14 protein-coding genes and 1 pseudogene are annotated in these 15,694 nt (G+C 62.2%); 9 read left to right on the forward strand and 6 right to left on the reverse strand.

Annotated elements, in window-relative coordinates; genetic code table 11:
• From Q8Q83_RS10740 to Q8Q83_RS10755, 4 genes are all read right to left on the reverse strand, one after another.
• On the reverse strand, positions 1 to 374 hold a 374-nt coding region (locus Q8Q83_RS10740), incomplete at its 3' end, for a response regulator (RefSeq protein ID WP_305623571.1).
• Positions 371 to 1,510, reverse strand: a complete 1,140-nt coding sequence (locus tag Q8Q83_RS10745; protein WP_305623573.1) for a sensor histidine kinase — start codon at positions 1,508 to 1,510, stop codon at positions 371 to 373. The genes Q8Q83_RS10745 and Q8Q83_RS10740, both read right to left, overlap by 4 nt.
• Positions 1,511 to 1,545: 35 nt before the next feature.
• Positions 1,546 to 2,214, reverse strand: a complete 669-nt coding sequence (locus Q8Q83_RS10750; RefSeq protein WP_305623575.1) for an ATP/GTP-binding protein — start codon at positions 2,212 to 2,214, stop codon at positions 1,546 to 1,548.
• A 97-nt stretch (positions 2,215 to 2,311) separates the two neighbouring features.
• Positions 2,312 to 2,602, reverse strand: coding sequence for a hypothetical protein (locus tag Q8Q83_RS10755; protein ID WP_305623577.1), 291 nt, complete (start codon positions 2,600 to 2,602; stop codon positions 2,312 to 2,314).
• A 567-nt stretch (positions 2,603 to 3,169) separates the two neighbouring features.
• Between Q8Q83_RS10755 and xdhA the strand changes: the two genes are divergently transcribed.
• The 4 genes from xdhA to guaD all read left to right on the forward strand — a co-directional run bounded on the left by xdhA (position 3,170) and on the right by guaD (position 9,529).
• Positions 3,170 to 4,609, forward strand: a complete 1,440-nt coding sequence (xdhA, locus tag Q8Q83_RS10760) for a xanthine dehydrogenase small subunit (RefSeq protein ID WP_305623579.1) — start codon at positions 3,170 to 3,172, stop codon at positions 4,607 to 4,609.
• A complete protein-coding gene (gene xdhB, locus Q8Q83_RS10765; protein WP_305623581.1) occupies positions 4,602 to 6,995 on the forward strand; it encodes a xanthine dehydrogenase molybdopterin binding subunit in 2,394 nt (797 codons plus the stop codon). The genes xdhA and xdhB overlap by 8 nt, the downstream gene beginning before the upstream one ends.
• A 208-nt stretch (positions 6,996 to 7,203) precedes the next feature.
• A complete protein-coding gene (gene xdhC, locus Q8Q83_RS10770; protein ID WP_305623583.1) occupies positions 7,204 to 8,064 on the forward strand; it encodes a xanthine dehydrogenase accessory protein XdhC in 861 nt (286 codons plus the stop codon).
• 160 nt (positions 8,065 to 8,224) lie between these two features.
• Entirely contained in the window at positions 8,225 to 9,529 is a 1,305-nt protein-coding gene (gene guaD, locus Q8Q83_RS10775) for a guanine deaminase (RefSeq protein WP_305623585.1), read from the forward strand.
• A 117-nt stretch (positions 9,530 to 9,646) separates the two neighbouring features.
• On the opposite strand, the gene Q8Q83_RS10780 is transcribed toward guaD, so the two are convergent.
• Positions 9,647 to 10,417 carry a GntR family transcriptional regulator gene (locus Q8Q83_RS10780; RefSeq protein WP_305623587.1) on the reverse strand — a complete coding sequence of 257 codons (771 nt, stop codon included), beginning with the start codon at positions 10,415 to 10,417 and terminating at the stop codon, positions 9,647 to 9,649.
• Positions 10,418 to 11,053: 636 nt separating this feature from the next.
• Between Q8Q83_RS10780 and Q8Q83_RS10785 the strand changes: the two genes are divergently transcribed.
• Both Q8Q83_RS10785 and Q8Q83_RS10790 read left to right on the forward strand, forming a co-directional pair.
• Positions 11,054 to 12,400 (forward strand): NCS2 family permease, encoded by a 1,347-nt coding sequence (locus tag Q8Q83_RS10785; protein ID WP_305623589.1) that lies wholly within the window; start codon positions 11,054 to 11,056, stop codon positions 12,398 to 12,400.
• 70 nt (positions 12,401 to 12,470) lie between these two features.
• Positions 12,471 to 13,097: a LysE family translocator gene (locus tag Q8Q83_RS10790; protein ID WP_305623591.1), complete on the forward strand. Its 627-nt coding sequence runs from the start codon at positions 12,471 to 12,473 to the stop codon at positions 13,095 to 13,097.
• 208 nt (positions 13,098 to 13,305) lie between these two features.
• Here Q8Q83_RS10790 and uraH read toward each other — a convergent pair whose 3' ends face one another.
• Positions 13,306 to 13,659 carry a hydroxyisourate hydrolase gene (gene uraH / locus Q8Q83_RS10795; protein WP_305623593.1) on the reverse strand — a complete coding sequence of 118 codons (354 nt, stop codon included), beginning with the start codon at positions 13,657 to 13,659 and terminating at the stop codon, positions 13,306 to 13,308.
• 419 nt (positions 13,660 to 14,078) lie between these two features.
• Here uraH and puuE point away from each other — a divergent pair, with 419 nt between their 5' ends.
• From puuE to Q8Q83_RS10810, 3 genes and pseudogenes are all read left to right on the forward strand, one after another.
• Complete coding sequence (gene puuE / locus Q8Q83_RS10800) at positions 14,079 to 15,026, forward strand: allantoinase PuuE (RefSeq protein WP_305623594.1); 948 nt, start codon at positions 14,079 to 14,081, stop codon at positions 15,024 to 15,026.
• On the forward strand, positions 15,023 to 15,538 hold the full coding sequence (gene uraD, locus Q8Q83_RS10805; protein ID WP_305623596.1) for a 2-oxo-4-hydroxy-4-carboxy-5-ureidoimidazoline decarboxylase: 516 nt from the start codon (positions 15,023 to 15,025) through the stop codon (positions 15,536 to 15,538). Before puuE ends, uraD begins: the two co-directional genes overlap by 4 nt.
• Before the next feature lie 49 nt (positions 15,539 to 15,587).
• A pseudogene (locus tag Q8Q83_RS10810) lies at positions 15,588 to 15,694 on the forward strand (allantoicase); the annotation flags it as partial.

The following is a 15,694-nucleotide window of genomic DNA, read 5'->3' on the forward strand; positions in this document are numbered from 1 at the left end:
CGGTAGACCGCGCCGTCCTTCACCGAGCCCATCACCGCCTCGGTGCTGGCCTGGCCGGTGAGCATGATGCGGATGATGTCCGGCCAGCGTTCGCGCACCCGGCGCAGCAGTTCACTGCCGTTTATGCCGGGCATCATAAAGTCGCTGACGATCAGTTCGACCGGTTTGGCCTCGAGCAACTGCAGCGCCTCCTCGGCGTTGCGGGCGAACAGCAGCTCGTAGTTCTCGCGCTGGAACACCCGCCGCAGGGCCGCCAGGATGCCCGGCTCGTCATCCACCAGGAGCAGTCGATAGGGGGTGGCCGGCGCGGCGGCGGCGGAATCTTCCTCCGGCGTGTCGCCGCCGACGAACAGCGAGGCGTACTTCTTGCTCATGCCTGGCCCTCCTGAGCGAAGCGCAGCGTCACCCGGGTGCCGCTGCCCAAGCGGCTGTCGATCAGGATCTGGCCCTGGTGCGCGGCGAGGATGTCGCGCGCCACCGAGAGGCCCAGGCCGGTGCCGGCGCCGACCTCGCGGGTGGTGAAGAAGGGTTCAAAGACCTGCGCCAGCGTCTCTTCGGCTATGCCGCAGCCATTGTCGATGATGCAGACTTCCAGCACGCCGTCCTGCACCCGGCTTTGCACCTCGACCACGCCACCTTCGGGCCCCAGGGCCTTGGCGGCGTTGTCCAGCACGTTGTAGAAGGCCTGGGACAGCTTCGCCGGATAGCCCGCCAATCTGGGCAGCTCGCCCAGGCGCAGGCGCAGGCTCAACCCCTGACGCCCTTCGGTCTCGAGCAGATGGCAGGTGGTGCTGAGCAGGGCGTTGAGGTCGCAGGGGGCGAAGTCGGCCTGGTTGATATTGGAGAAGATCTTGAGGTCGGTGACTATGCGGGCGATGCGCTGGGTGCCGCTCTCGGACTCCTTGAGCAGCGCGCGGAAGTCCTCCAGTAGCGCCTCGCTGGCCGTATCCCCGGTGAGCTGGGTGGCGAGTTCGTCAACATAGTCGCTGGCGACCCGCAGGTTGCTGGCGATAAAACCTATGGGGTTGTTGATTTCATGGGCGATACCCGCCGCCAGCTGCCCGACCGCGCGCAGGTGGGCGCTCTCGTAGAGTTGACGCTGGTTCTTCTCGATCACCTCGACCTGCTCGTCGACCCGTTGCTGCAGCTGTTCGGCGAGTATCCGGTAGCGCTCCTCCGAGGCCTGCAGGGCGGCGTGCTGGCGCTGCAGTTCGGCGAAGCTGGCCTCGGTGGTATCAAGGTGCAGGCTGGCCGCCAGGCGGTATTTTCCAACGTAGTGCAGGATGAACTCGAACAGCCGCGCCGCCGCCTGGCGTTGCGCCGGCGGCAGCTCGCTGCGCAGCCAGCCGAGGGTCTCCAGATTGAACTCGAGGGCTTCGGCATCGGCGCCGGGACCCTCATCCAGTTCGACGGCGGCGCCGCTCAGGGTGCTCAGCAGGCGCAGCAGCTTGGCCTGCTGCTCGGCCGGCAGTAGGTCGGCCAACCGCGGGTCATCCTCGAAGCTACGCATGCTGGACGCCCGCCTGCAAGCTGCGCATGGAAAAGCTAGGCATGGGGCGCCTCCTGGATCGCGCTCAATTGGCGGACGAAGGCCTGGGCACTGATGGCGTGCTCGCTGGCCAGGGCGAATTCCTCATCCACCTGCGGGTAGAGGCGCCGCAGCAGCTGCTGGAAGCTTTCCACCACGCCCTGGCCACGCAACGCGCTGGCCAGGCTCAAGGGCGCCCAGGGCGTGTCGGCCCAGCGCGCCTGCAGGGTGGCTTCGTCGATCGCGTCGGCCAGGTCGCGCTTATTGAACTGCACGACCAAGGGCAACTGTTCGATATCCAGGCCGAGCTTCTGCAGATTCTCCGCCAGGTTGTCGAAGGCGGTGGCGTTGTTGTCCTGCTGGCTCAGCTGCGAGTCGGCGACGAAGATCACCCCGTCGACCCGCGACAGCACGGCCTTACGCGTGCTGTCGTGCTGCACCTGGCCGGGCACTGTGTAGAGCTTCAGGCGCAGGTCGAGGCCGCTCTGGCTGCGCAGCCCGATGGGCAGCAGGTCGAAGAACAGGGTGCGGTCGTCGCGGGTTTCCAGCACCATCAGCTCACCCTTGCGCTGCGGGTTGAGCAAGGTATGCAACTGCATCAGGTTGGTGGTCTTGCCACTGAGCGCGGGGCCGTAATAGACCACCTTGAGGCAGAGTTTGCGTTCGCTCGCGCTGTAGTCGGCCATGCTCGTCTCGCTCGTCCAGTTGTTCGATCAACCCCGAGTCCGCAGGTTCGAGCTCGGTGCAGTAGCTGCTGCCGGGGAGTTGACTGTCGCCGTTCGCTCATCGCGCCTGGCCTCCCGACTCAACCGCCACGGCGGGTTGTTTGACCGGCAGGCACAGGCGAAAACGCGGGCTCTGATCGCGGGCCGCGTCCATTAGCGGGCGTCGGCGCGGCCTATCGCTCTCGGCGAAGGCCTCGACTGGGGACTGGTTATGCGCCTGAGCCTTGTCACTGCAGCGGCCGATAAAGGCATTCCGGTATGGGCTGCGCAGATCCTGATCGAGGCTGATCAGGTCTACGCCATTCTGTTCGACTAGCACACTGGCCAACTGGGTGTGACGGCTATCCATCGCGTGCTCCCGGGTTAAGGGGAAGATTTCCGACTCGCTAGGGTCTGCTGACAACTGGAAATTGTGCCGACGGCGCTTGGGCAACCCCATTTCCACTGTCGCAATAGCATTGAGGTTAGCAGGCCGTTGCAAAAGGCTAGGTCGCAGTCAGGTGTTGAACGCTACAGGCCGGACAGACGCTGCCTGGATCGCGATATGTCGCCGATACCCCTCCCATTCACCTCGCGCTGACCAATGGTGGATCAACCGGCTTGCCTGATTTGAGCAGGCCACAGGCGCTGGGCAGCAGCTGCGCAGACAATCTGCCGGCCCGGCCTGCCCAAGCCGCACGTGGCAGAAAAGCAACTAGCCTTTAATTGATGCCGTTCTGCCTGGCTTGGCTCATAACCGAATCGTATGACAAGCGTCTGACTACAGAGTCAAATATTTGTTGACCCTAAAGTCAGAAAACTCTAGATTTGCCCCATGCCAAGCCCCGTTAAAAGGTTGCGCACTTTTGTACAAACGCTTTGCCGGGGCCTGATACGAGCCACTCGTAAAGAACAATAAAATGCCTGGAGGTCGTCCTTGATCCAGTTTTTACTCAACCGGGAGCTGCGTACTGAGCATGCCCTCGACCCTAACGTCACCGTACTCAACTACCTGCGTGAGCACGTCGGCAAACCCGGTACTAAAGAAGGCTGCGCCTCCGGCGATTGCGGTGCCTGCACCGTAGTGGTCGGTGAACTGGATGGCGATCGCGTGCGCTACCGCACCCTGAACTCCTGCCTGACTTTCGTTTCCTCCCTGCACGGCAAACAGCTGATCAGCGTCGAAGACCTCAAGCACCAGGGTCAACTGCACAGCGTGCAACAGGCCATGGTCGACTGCCATGGTTCGCAGTGCGGCTTCTGCACCCCCGGTTTCGTCATGTCGTTGTTCGCCCTGCAGAAGAACAGCAACGGCTTCGACAAGGCCGACACCATGGAAGCCCTGGCCGGCAACCTGTGCCGCTGCACCGGCTACCGCCCGATCATCGATGCCGCCGAACAGGCCTGCTGCCAGAAGCAGCCGGATCAGTTCGACGCCTTTGAGCCCGAGACTGTCGCGCAACTGAAAGCCATAGCCCCGCGGGAAACCGCCGAGCTGAATAGCGGCGACAAGCGTTGCCTGCTGCCGCTGACCGTCGCCGACCTGGCCGACCTCTACGCTGCCAACCCGGAAGCCCGCCTGCTGGCCGGTGGCACCGACCTGGCCCTGGAAGTCACCCAGTTCCACCGCGAACTGCCGGTGATGATCTACGTCGGCCATATCGAATCGATGAAGCGTGTGGAAGTCACCAAAGACAGCATCGAGATCGGCGCCGCCACCGCGCTGTCCGACTGCTACGAGGCGCTGGCCAAGGACTACCCGGACTTCGGCGAACTGCTGCACCGCTTCGCCTCCCTGCAGATCCGCAACCAGGGCACCCTGGGCGGCAATATCGGCAACGCCTCGCCGATTGGCGACGCCCCGCCCCTGCTGATCGCCCTCGGCGCGCAGATCGTCCTGCGCAAAGGCAACGAGACCCGCAACCTGCCGATCGAAGACTACTTCCTCGATTACAAGGTGACCGCCCGTCAGGAAGCCGAATTTATCGAGAAGATCATAGTGCCGCGCGCCCAGAGCACGCTGGCGTTCCGCGCGTACAAGGTATCCAAGCGCCTGGACGACGACATCTCCGCCGTGTGCGCCGCCTTTAATCTGCGTATCGAAAACGGCGTGGTGCAGGAAGCCCGTATCGCCTTCGGCGGCATGGCCGCGATTCCGAAGCGCGCCGCCGCTTGCGAAGCCGCCATTCAAGGTGCGGTCTGGAATGCTGCGGCGATCGAACGCGCCTGCACCGCCCTGGCCGAGGACTTCACCCCGCTCAGCGACTTCCGCGCCAGCAAGGAATACCGCCTGCTCACCGCGCAGAACCTGCTGCGTAAATTCTTCCTCGAGCTCAACGCTCCCGAAGTCGAAACCCGGGTGACCGCCTATGTCTAACCATCACATATTCAAGACTCAAGAAGAGCTGGCCGAGCTGTTTCGCGCCGACATCACCACCGGCGTCGGCCGCAGCGTCAAGCACGAGAGCGCGGACAAGCACGTGGCCGGCGAAGCGGTGTACGTCGACGACCGCCTGGAGTTCCCCAACCAGTTGCACGTCTATGCGCGCATGAGCGACCGCGCTCACGCCCGCATCGTCAGCATCGACACCGCGCCCTGCTACGCCATTCCCGGGGTGGCTATCGCCATCACCAGCAAGGACGTGCCCGGCCAGCTGGATATCGGCCCGGTAGTCGCCGGCGACCCGCTGCTGGCGGACGGCAAGGTCGAATACGTCGGCCAGGTGGTCATAGCCGTCGGCGCCGACAGCCTGGAAACCGCACGCAAGGCGGCCATGGCGGCGATCATCGAGTATGAAGACCTCGAGCCGGTACTGGACGTGGTCGATGCGCTGCGCAAGAAGCACTTCGTGCTGGACAGCCACCAGCACAAGATCGGCGACTCGGCCAGCCAGTTGGCCAGCGCGCCGCACCGCCTGCAAGGCTCGCTGCATATCGGCGGCCAGGAACACTTCTACCTGGAAACCCAGATCTCCTCGGTGATGCCCAGCGAAGATGGCGGCATGATCGTCTACACCTCGACGCAGAACGCCACCGAAGTGCAGAAACTGGTCGCCGAAGTGCTCGGCGTGCCGATGCACAAGATCGTTATCGACATGCGCCGCATGGGCGGTGGTTTCGGCGGCAAGGAAACCCAGGCCGCCGGCCCGGCGTGCCTGTGCGCGGTGATCGCGCACCTCACCGGCCGGCCGACCAAGATGCGCCTGCCGCGCGTCGAGGACATGCAGATCACCGGCAAGCGTCACCCCTTCTACGTCGAATACGACGTCGGCTTCGACGACAACGGCCTGCTGCACGGCATTCAGATCGAATTGGCCGGTAACTGCGGTTATTCCCCTGACCTGTCCGGCTCCATCGTCGACCGCGCGATGTTCCACTCGGACAACGCCTACTTCCTCGGCAACGCCACCATCAATGGTCACCGCTGCAAGACCAACACCGCCTCGAACACCGCCTACCGCGGCTTCGGCGGCCCGCAGGGGATGGTCGCCATCGAAGAGATCATGGATGCGGTCGCCCGCAACCTGGGCAAAGACCCGCTGGAAGTGCGCAAGCTCAACTACTACGGCAAGGAAGACCGTAACGTCACCCACTACTACCAGCCGGTGGAGCACAACATGCTCGCGGAGATGACCGCCGAGCTGGAAGAAAGCAGTGAGTACAGCAAGCGCCGCGAAGAAATCCGCGCCTTTAACGCGGGGAGCCCGGTGCTGAAGAAAGGCCTGGCGCTGACCCCGGTTAAATTCGGCATCAGCTTTACCGCCACCTTCCTCAACCAGGCCGGCGCGCTGATCCACATCTACACCGACGGCAGCATCCACCTGAACCACGGTGGCACCGAGATGGGCCAAGGCCTGAATACCAAGGTGGCGCAGATCGTCGCCGAAGTGTTCAAGGTGGATATCTCGCGCATCCAGATCACCGCGACCAACACCGACAAGGTGCCGAACACCTCGCCGACCGCCGCCTCCTCGGGTACCGACCTGAACGGCAAGGCCGCGCAGAACGCCGCCGAAATCATCAAGCAGCGCCTGGTCGACTTCCTGGTGCGCGAATACAAGGTCACCCCGGAAGACGTCGAGTTCCGCAACGGCCAGGTGCGCGTGCGTAACCAGTTCCTGTCCTTCGAGGAAGTGATCCAGAAGGCCTATTTCGGCCAGGTGTCGCTGTCCAGCACCGGCTTCTACCGCACGCCGAAGATCTTCTACGACCGTGACAAGGCTGCCGGCCGTCCCTTCTACTACTTCGCCTACGGCGCCGCCTGTTCCGAAGTGATAGTCGACACCCTGACCGGTGAGTACAAGATGCTGCGTACCGACATCCTGCACGACGTCGGCGCCTCGCTGAACCCGGCCATCGACATCGGCCAGGTCGAAGGTGCCTTCGTTCAGGGCATGGGTTGGTTGACCATGGAAGAGCTGGTGTGGAACGGCAAAGGCAAGCTGATGACCAACGGTCCGGCCAGCTACAAGATCCCGGCCATCGCCGACATGCCGCTGGACCTGCGCGTCAAGCTGGTGGAGAACCGCAAGAACCCGGAAGACACGGTGTTCCACTCCAAGGCCGTCGGCGAGCCGCCGTTTATGCTCGGCATCGCCGTGTGGTGCGCGATCAAGGACGCCGTGGCCAGCCTGGCCGATTACCGCGTGCAACCGCTGATCGACGCCCCGGCCACGCCTGAGCGCGTGCTCTGGGGTGTGGAACAAATGAAGAAACTGCAGCAAACGGCCAAGTCCGCCACTGCAGAGGTCGAACCGGCCTAAACCGTAGCCCGGATGAAATCCGGGGAGTCCTCTCCCGGATTGCATCCGGGCTACGATCTGACCCTAACAGGTGTACAACAATGACAAAACACACCGAAGCGAAACCCCAAACACCGCGGCCGATTCCGGTTCCCATACTGGACCCTTCGCCGAGCAACTGGCGTCTACCGCGCCCGGGACAACTGCCACCGACCTGGAGGCTGAGCAAATGAGCTGGATCAGCGCCCTCGCCGAACTGCAGCAGCAAGGCCAGCCTTGCGTGCTGGTGACCATCATCGAAGAACGCGGCTCCACGCCGCGCAACGCCGGCTCGAAAATGGTGGTCACCGCCGACCGCATTTTCGAGACCATAGGTGGTGGTCATTTGGAATACAAGGCGATGGAGCTGGCCCGCGAAATGCTCAGCAGCCGCAGCCAGGACACCCGCCTGGAGCGCTTCAGCCTGGGCGCCAGCCTCGGCCAGTGCTGCGGCGGCGCCACCGTGCTGCTGTTCGAACCCATGGGTCAGCCCCAGGCGCAGATCGCCGTATTCGGCGCCGGCCATGTGGGCCGCGCCTTGGTGCCGCTGCTCGCCAGCCTGCCGTGCAAGGTGCGCTGGATCGACTCGCGGGAGAATGAATTCCCCGAGCACATCCCGGCCGGGGTGGACAAGGTGGTCAATGAGGAAGTCATAGACGAGATCGAGCAGATGCCGGCCGGCAGCTACTTTATCGTCATGACCCACAACCACCAGCTCGACCTGGAGCTGACCGCAGAAATACTCAAGCGTAACGATTTCGCCTATTACGGCCTGATCGGTTCGCAAACCAAACGCGCCAAGTTCGAACACCGCCTGCGTGACCGTGGCTTCGACCCGGCCGTGGTGGCGCGCATGCGCTGCCCCATGGGCCTGGCGGAAGTCAAAGGCAAGCTGCCGGTGGAGATCGCCGTCTCCATCGCCGGCGAAGTGATCGCCACCTATAACGCCACTTTCGGTACAAAAGAGAGCGGCCAGGACGTGAAAAAGGTGGCAACCAGCGTCGCCAAGCTGCTGCCGGCTTCACGCCGAAGCGGAGCCGAACACTCGTAGGTTGGTGTTGAGCGCAGCGAAGCCCAACAGGGAGTGCGCAGCACTCCGCCCGGCGGCCTGGTTTGTGACAGCGCCAGGCTCGCGAACGCTGTGTTGGGCTTCGCAGGCTCAGCACCAACCTACATCCGTACGCCGAATCAACTGATTGCACGAGAGTTCCATGACTACGAATATAAAAGCCTACCGCGCCGCCATCCTGCACAGCATCGCCGACCCCGCCGTGGTCGGCGTCGAGAAATCCTATGAGTATTTCGAAGATGGTGTGCTGGTCATCGAAAACGGCCAGGTCGCCCAGGTCGGCCATGCCGCCGATCTGCTGCCCACACTCAAGAGTGTGGAGATCAAGCACTACGCCAATGCCCTGATCACCCCCGGCTTTATCGACACCCATATCCACTACCCGCAGACCGGGATGATCGCCTCCTACGGCGAGCAGCTGCTGGATTGGCTGAACACCTACACCTTCCCCACCGAGCAGCAATTCGCCGACAAGGCCCACGCCGCCGACGTGGCCGGTATCTTCCTTAAGGAACTGCTGCGCAACGGCACCACCACCGCCTTGGTGTTCGGCACCGTGCACAAGCAATCGGTGGACGCCTTCTTCGAAGCCGCCGAGGCGCTGAACCTGCGCATGATCGCCGGCAAGGTGCTGATGGACCGCAACGCCCCGGACTACCTGACCGACACCCCGGAATCCGGCTACGCCGATAGCAAGGAGCTGATCGAGCGCTGGCACGGCAAAGGTCGCCTGCACTACGCCGTGACCCCGCGCTTCGCCCCGACCAGCACCCCGGAACAACTGACGCTGGCCGGCAAACTGCTGGGTGAGTACCCGGACCTGTATATGCACACCCACCTGTCCGAGAACCTCAAGGAAATCGAATGGGTCAAGGCGCTGTTCCCCGAGCGCAAGGGCTACCTGGATGTGTACGACCACTACCAGCTGATCGGCGCGCGCTCGGTATTCGCCCACGGCGTGCACCTGTGCGACGACGAATGCAAACGCCTGGCCGAAACTGGCTCGGCCGTGGCCTTCTGCCCGACCTCCAACCTGTTCCTCGGTAGCGGCCTGTTCGACCTGAACAAGCTGGAACAACACGGCGTACGCGTCGGCCTGGGCACCGACGTGGGTGCCGGCACCAGCTTCAGCCAGCTGCAGTCGCTGAACGAGGCGTACAAGGTCATGCAGCTGCAGGGCAAGAAGCTCGATCCGTTCAAGTCGCTGTACCTGGCCACCTTGGGCAGCGCCCATGCGTTGTACCTGGACGACAAGATCGGCAACTTCGAGAGCGGCAAAGACGCCGACTTCGTGGTGCTGGACTACAACGCCACGCCATTGATGAGCTATCGCATGCAGCAGGCCAAGACCCTGGACGAGAAGCTGTTCGCCCTGACCATGCTCGGCGACGACCGCGCGATCAAGGAAACCTTCGCCGCAGGCCAGTCGGTACATCGCCGCGATTGAGGCGACTGCTGCAGGTTGGGCCAAGCGCAGCGCCGCCCAACCTGCACAGCAACAAATCCTTCGCACAGAAAAAAGCCCCGGGGCTCAGGCCACGGGGCTTTTTTGTAGCCGCAACTATCAGCGCGTAACGTTATTGCGCCCGGACTTCTTCTTATTGCTCGGCAGCAGGTGGGAGAACACCGCGTGCAGGTCATCGGAGGCTGTTTCGCCATCCAGATTGAGCTTGGCATCCACGCTGTCCATATGGCGCATCATCAGGTCGACGGCCACTTCCACATCACCGGCCTCGATGGCATCGATGACCTTGTCGTGCTCCTCGTCCGAGCAGTGGGTGCGGCTGTTGCTTTCATAGAGCGCGATGATCAGCGAGGTCTGCGAAATCAGGCTGCGCAGAAAGCCCAGCAAAGTCAGGTTGCCCGCCGCCTCGGCCAGCTTGAGGTGGAATTCCCCGGACAAGCGGATGCCCATGCCGCGATCACCCCGGGCGAAGCATTCGCGCTCGTCGATCACCATCTGGCGCAGGCCGGCGATCTGCTCTGCGCTGGCGTTCTTGCAGGCCAGTTCGGTGATCGCGCGCTCGATCATGCGCCGCACATAGAAAATCTGTTTGGCCTCTTCCGCCCCAGGACTGGCGACTACCGCGCCGCGGTTGGGGCGCAGCAGCACCACGCCCTCATGGGCCAGGCGCGACAGGGCGCGACGGATGATGGTGCGGCTAACCCCGAAAATCTCGCCCAGAGCTTCTTCGCTGAGCTTGGTGGCGGGGGCCAGACGTTGTTCGAGGATGGCATCGAAGATATGCGCGTAGACGACATCATCCTGAGTCCCGCTGCGAGTGCTTTTGCCATCGCGCGGCTGCTTCTTAAGGGGCTGCAATAGTTCGTTCATTCTGGCTCGCGTGAAAAAAGTTCGGCGGGTGCGACTGCGGCAACTCTACTGCTTACTACCTAGCGGCTGGCAAGTAGAAAAACACAAAAGTCGCAGATAAAACTCCTGGACATTGTACACAATATGATCAACAGGTACAGCATCGGCGCAGTCTTCTCAGCGCCCACACGGCGCCGCCAGCATTGTCTCGGCGCCCACCTGCATTTAGCCGGCAGCCGCCGGGTAAATTTATTTCTTCTAAGCAGTCGCTTCTTTGCTTAAGAATCTGCTTAGCAGGGCTTGCGCACCGCCTCTTACGCCCCTCTCCAGCCTCTACTCGGCGTCTATATTTCTTATTAAAAATACCTAACTTTATGTTTTTATTAACTTTTTTATAAATAAGCGCGATCCATCGGGATAAATTCCCCTCTCTCTGATCACTCAAGACAATCTGCAGAAAACCTCAGCACAGATCGAAAAACATTATTTGCTTTTTTTGTATACAAACGCATAATCGGCCCCAGCGTAACTTCTTGACCAAAGAGTCAACAACCACGCCAGCAAGCGCACCCCAACGCACCACCTACCTCAGAGAGCCGAACCTGCCTAGCAGCGACTCTGGGTGGTACACAACAAGAGAGATGAGGAGTACCCGCTGTGGAAAGCATTAAACAAGAACAAACATATGCCGCGAGCCCTGCTGCTGGTTCTGGCCTGCTTGAGCGTCTGTTCAAGCTCAGCCTGCACCGCACCACGATCAAGACCGAGCTGGCCGCCGGCCTGACCACCTTCATCACCATGGCCTACATCATCTTCGTCAACCCCAACATCATGGCCGATGCGGGCATCGATCACGGTGCGGCATTCGTCGCCACCTGCCTGGCCGCCGCCCTGGGTTGCTTCCTGATGGGTCTGTACGCCAACTGGCCAGTCGGCCTGGCTCCAGGCATGGGTCTGAACGCCTTCTTCACCTACACCGTAGTCGGTGAGATGGGCTACAGCTGGGAGACCGCCCTCGGTGCGGTATTCCTCTCCGGCGTGCTGTTTATGATCCTGACCTTCTCCAGGATTCGTGAATGGCTGCTCAACAGCATCCCCAGCAGCCTGCGCTTCGCCATGGGCGCCGGGGTCGGCCTGTTCCTCGGTCTGATCGGTTTGAAAACCGCCGGCATAGTAGTTGCCAGCCCCGCCACCCTGATCAAGCTGGGTGACCTGACCTCCGCCGCGCCCCTGCTGGCCGCCATCTGCTTCCTGATGATCGCCGTGCTCGAATACCACCGCGTATTTGGCGGCATCCTGATCAGCATCCTCACCGTCACCCTGGCGGGCTGGGGTCTGGGTCTGGTCGAGTACGGCGGCATCTTCGCCATGCCACCGAGCCTGGCGCCGACCTGGCTGGCGATGGACGTAGCCGGTGCCTTCGAGGTTGGCATGATCAGCGTGATCCTGGCCTTCCTCTTCGTGCACATGTTCGACACCGCCGGCACCCTGATGGGCGTGGCGCAACGCGCCAAGCTGGTGGATGAGAACGGTCATATCGAAAACCTGAGCAAGGCCATGAAAGCCGACAGTACTTCCAGCGCACTGGGTGCTCTGGTCGGCTGCCCGCCCGTGACCAGCTATGTGGAAAGTGCCGCTGGCGTCGCCGCCGGTGGCCGTACCGGCCTGACCGCCGTCACCGTGGGCGTGTTGTTCGTCGCGGCGATGTTCTTCGCTCCGCTGGCTGGCATGATCCCGGCCTACGCTACCGCTGGCGCCCTGATCTATGTAGCGATGCTGATGATGAGCGGCATGGCGCACATCGACTGGGAAGACCACACCAACACCATCCCGGCCATCATCACCGTGGTGATGATGCCGCTGACCTTCTCGGTCACCGATGGTCTGGCCCTGGGTTTCATCACCTTCGTCGCCCTGAAGCTGTTCACCGGCCGCCACAAGGAAATCACCGTCAGCCTCTACGCGCTGGCTGCGATCTGCCTGGCCAAGTTCATCTTCCTGTAAAGTCAGTTTGAGCTGTACCCGGCCCCGGCGTTTCGACGCCGGGGCTTTTCCACATCTGGAGAATGGATAAATGAGCCTGGAAACCTGGCTGCTATTCAGCAGCGCCGCACTGATAGTGATACTGATCCCCGGTCCGCTGTCGCTGCTGATGGTCAGCAACAGCCTCAACTATGGGCTGCGCCGCTCACTACCGGCGTTTATCGGCGGCGTGTCGGCCTCGATCTGCCTGCTCAGCGCCTCGGCCCTGGGCTTGGGCGCACTGCTGCTGGCGTCCGAACGACTGTTCAGCATCCTCAAGCTTGTCGGTGCGCTGTATCTGTTCTATCTCGCCTGGCAGAGCTGGCAGGCCTCGCGCCAGGCCGCCAAACCGGCACAGGCCGAGGAGCAGCCGGTCAACCCGAGCTTCCGCGCCATGTTCTGGAAAGCCTTCGGCCTGGGCGCCAGCAATCCCAAAGACATCCTGTTCTTCGCCGCCTTCTTGCCGCAATTTATCAGCGCCGAACGGCCGATGCTGGGCCAGCTGCTGGTGATGATCGCCACCTGGGCGGTGCTCGACCTGGGCTGCAAACTCTTCTATGGCCTTAGCGCCCAGGGCGCCGCGCGCTATCTGCGCTCGGGCAAGGGCCAGGTCTGGTTTAACCGGATCAGCGCGGCCCTGTTTGGCGGTGCCGGCGCCGCTTCGCTGCTTAGCCGGTAGGTTGGCGCTGAGCCTGCGAAGCCCAACAGGGAGCCGCCCGCGGCTCCGCCCGACGCTCAACGCTCAACGCCCGGGTGATTGGGTTTCGCGCAGCTCAGCCCAACCTATGTCAGCCGCGCAAGTAGCCCAAATTGCAGGCAAAAAAAAGCCCGCAGTGTGATCGGGCTAAAGACTCTAAAAATGAGTCAGAGGGTGACAAACATTCGGCTTAGCTACCGCGATAGGTGGAGTAGCTGTAAGGGGAAATCAGCAGAGGCACATGGTAGTGCTCCTGGCCTGCGTCGATACCGAAGCGCAGCACCACGACATCGAGAAAAGCCGGATCGGGCAGCGCAACGCCACGGGCGCGGTAGTAGTCGCCGGCATGGAAATGCAGCTGATAGACCCCGGTGCGGTAATCATCGCCCTGCAGTACCGGCGCATCGCAACGGCCATCGCTGTTGGTCAGCACGCTGGTGATCAGCTCCAGCTGAGCCCCTTCGACGCGATACAGCTCGATCTTCAGGGCGCTGCCTGGGCAGCCGTGCGCGGCATCTAGAACATGTGTAGTCAATCGTCCCATCGGTTATGGGCGTCTACGCTGAGCAAAAGCCCAGACCGACACCACACCTCCTCTACTATTAATGAATTCGACAGATTACTCAGGCGCTGGCGGCCCTGACTTGCCAGCAGCATAGCATGTCGAAAGAAAAATATAAGACAGTTTTTTATAATATTGTACACAATGCCTACGACAAACATCTCTCGCCGCCAACCCAGCCACAGGTCGGGCAACACTTGAAGTCGTGGCTAAGCCTAGCACCCGGCAACTAGGGCACCCTGGCCAGTCCGGTTTGTTGTAGCGGCGTATTTTTACAAAATAGGCAAATTTTCGATTTACAAAATGCAATACACTTTGTATACAATTAGCCCATCGCGGTCGCCCACCCCTGCCTCAGGGCCAACCCAGTGACCGCCACAACGCTAAGAAGGAAGACTGCAGTGAGCGCTGACTACCCTCGCGACCTGATCGGTTACGCCAACAACCCGCCGCACCCGCACTGGCCGGGTGACGCCCGTATCGCCCTGTCGTTTGTCCTCAACTATGAAGAGGGCGGCGAACGCAACGTGTTGCACGGCGACAAGGAATCCGAGGCGTTTCTCTCCGAAATGGTCTCCGCGCAGCCGCTACAAGGCGCGCGCAATATGAGCATGGAATCGCTCTACGAATACGGCAGCCGCGCCGGCGTCTGGCGCCTGCTCAAGCTGTTCCAGAAACACGATATCCCCATGACCATCTTCGCCGTGGCCATGGCCGCCCAGCGCCATCCCCAGGCGATCAAGGCCATGGTTGCCGCCGGCCACGAGATCTGCAGCCACGGTTACCGCTGGATCGACTACCAGTACATGGATGAGGCCCAGGAGCGCGAGCACATGCTCGAAGCCATCCGCATCCTCACCGACCTCACCGGCGAACGCCCAGTGGGCTGGTACACCGGCCGCACCGGCCCGAACACCCGGCGCCTGGTGATGGAGGAAGGCGGCTTCCTCTACGACTGCGACACCTACGACGACGACCTGCCCTACTGGGACCCGGCCAGCACCGCGGAAAAACCCCACCTGGTGATCCCCTACACCCTGGACACCAACGACATGCGCTTCACCCAGGTGCAGGGCTTCAACAAGGGCGACGACTTCTTCGAGTACCTCAAAGACGCCTTCGATGTGCTCTACGCTGAAGGCGTGGAAGGCGCACCGAAGATGCTCTCGATCGGCATGCACTGCCGCCTGCTCGGCCGCCCGGCGCGCCTGGCCTCGCTGGCGCGCTTTATCGAATACGTCAAAAGCCACGACAAGGTCTGGTGCGCCCGCCGCGCCGACATCGCCCGCCATTGGCACGCGACCCATCCGTTTCAACCGCAGCCTATTCAAGAGGAACGCGCGCAATGAGCCGCTTTCAGACCCTGACCCCGTCCCGCCTCAGCCGCGCAGACTTCGTTAAAGTCTTCGCCGACACCTATGAGCATTCGCCTTGGGTCGCCGAGAAAGCCTTCGACCTGGGCCAGGACGACAGCATCAATGCAGTGGACGGCCTGCATCAGCGCATGGCCGACATCCTGCTGAGCGCCAACCACGACGCTCAGCTGGCCCTGATCAACGCTCACCCGGACCTCGCCGGCAAGGCCGCCGTACGGGGTGAGTTGACCGCATCCAGCACCTCGGAGCAGGCAGGCGCGGGCATTCACGCATGCACCGCCGACGAATTCGCCCGCTTCACCGAACTGAATGACGCCTACAAGGCCAAGTTCGGCTTCCCCTTCATCATGGCGGTGAAAGGCAGCAACCGGCACCAGATTCTGGCGGCCTTCGAGGAGCGCATTCATAACTCCCCGGAGCAGGAATTCGCCTGCGCCCTGGCCGAGATCAACAAGATCGCGCTGCTGCGCTTGCAGCAGCTCTAAGCCGCAAGCCCACCGCCTCCCCTACGCCATCAACTAAGGCAGATACGACATGAAAGCTTACGCCGTACCCTTCGAGAAATACGTCAACCTGGCCGACGCCCGCCTCGGCACCAAGGCCATCTCGGTCACCGACGACTGGTTCGCCGACGTCAACCG

It is taken from the genome of Pseudomonas sp. (assembly GCF_030696055.1).
Lineage (GTDB): Bacteria > Pseudomonadota > Gammaproteobacteria > Pseudomonadales > Pseudomonadaceae > Aquipseudomonas.

Excerpts from the sequence above, each read along its gene's own strand:
- uraD (WP_305623596.1), top strand. The coding sequence starts at position 15,023 with ATGAGCCGCTTTCAGACCCTGACCCCGTCCCGCCTCAGCCGCGCAGAC.
- xdhC (WP_305623583.1), top strand. The coding sequence starts at position 7,204 with ATGAGCTGGATCAGCGCCCTCGCCGAACTGCAGCAGCAAGGCCAGCCT.
- Q8Q83_RS10755 (WP_305623577.1), bottom strand. The coding sequence starts at position 2,602 with ATGGATAGCCGTCACACCCAGTTGGCCAGTGTGCTAGTCGAACAGAAT.
- Q8Q83_RS10745 (WP_305623573.1), bottom strand. The coding sequence starts at position 1,510 with ATGCGTAGCTTCGAGGATGACCCGCGGTTGGCCGACCTACTGCCGGCC.
- Q8Q83_RS10780 (WP_305623587.1), bottom strand. The coding sequence starts at position 10,417 with ATGAACGAACTATTGCAGCCCCTTAAGAAGCAGCCGCGCGATGGCAAA.
- Q8Q83_RS10750 (WP_305623575.1), bottom strand. The coding sequence starts at position 2,214 with ATGGCCGACTACAGCGCGAGCGAACGCAAACTCTGCCTCAAGGTGGTC.
- Q8Q83_RS10790 (WP_305623591.1), top strand. The coding sequence starts at position 12,471 with ATGAGCCTGGAAACCTGGCTGCTATTCAGCAGCGCCGCACTGATAGTG.
- guaD (WP_305623585.1), top strand. The coding sequence starts at position 8,225 with ATGACTACGAATATAAAAGCCTACCGCGCCGCCATCCTGCACAGCATC.
- xdhB (WP_305623581.1), top strand. The coding sequence starts at position 4,602 with ATGTCTAACCATCACATATTCAAGACTCAAGAAGAGCTGGCCGAGCTG.
- uraH (WP_305623593.1), bottom strand. The coding sequence starts at position 13,659 with ATGGGACGATTGACTACACATGTTCTAGATGCCGCGCACGGCTGCCCA.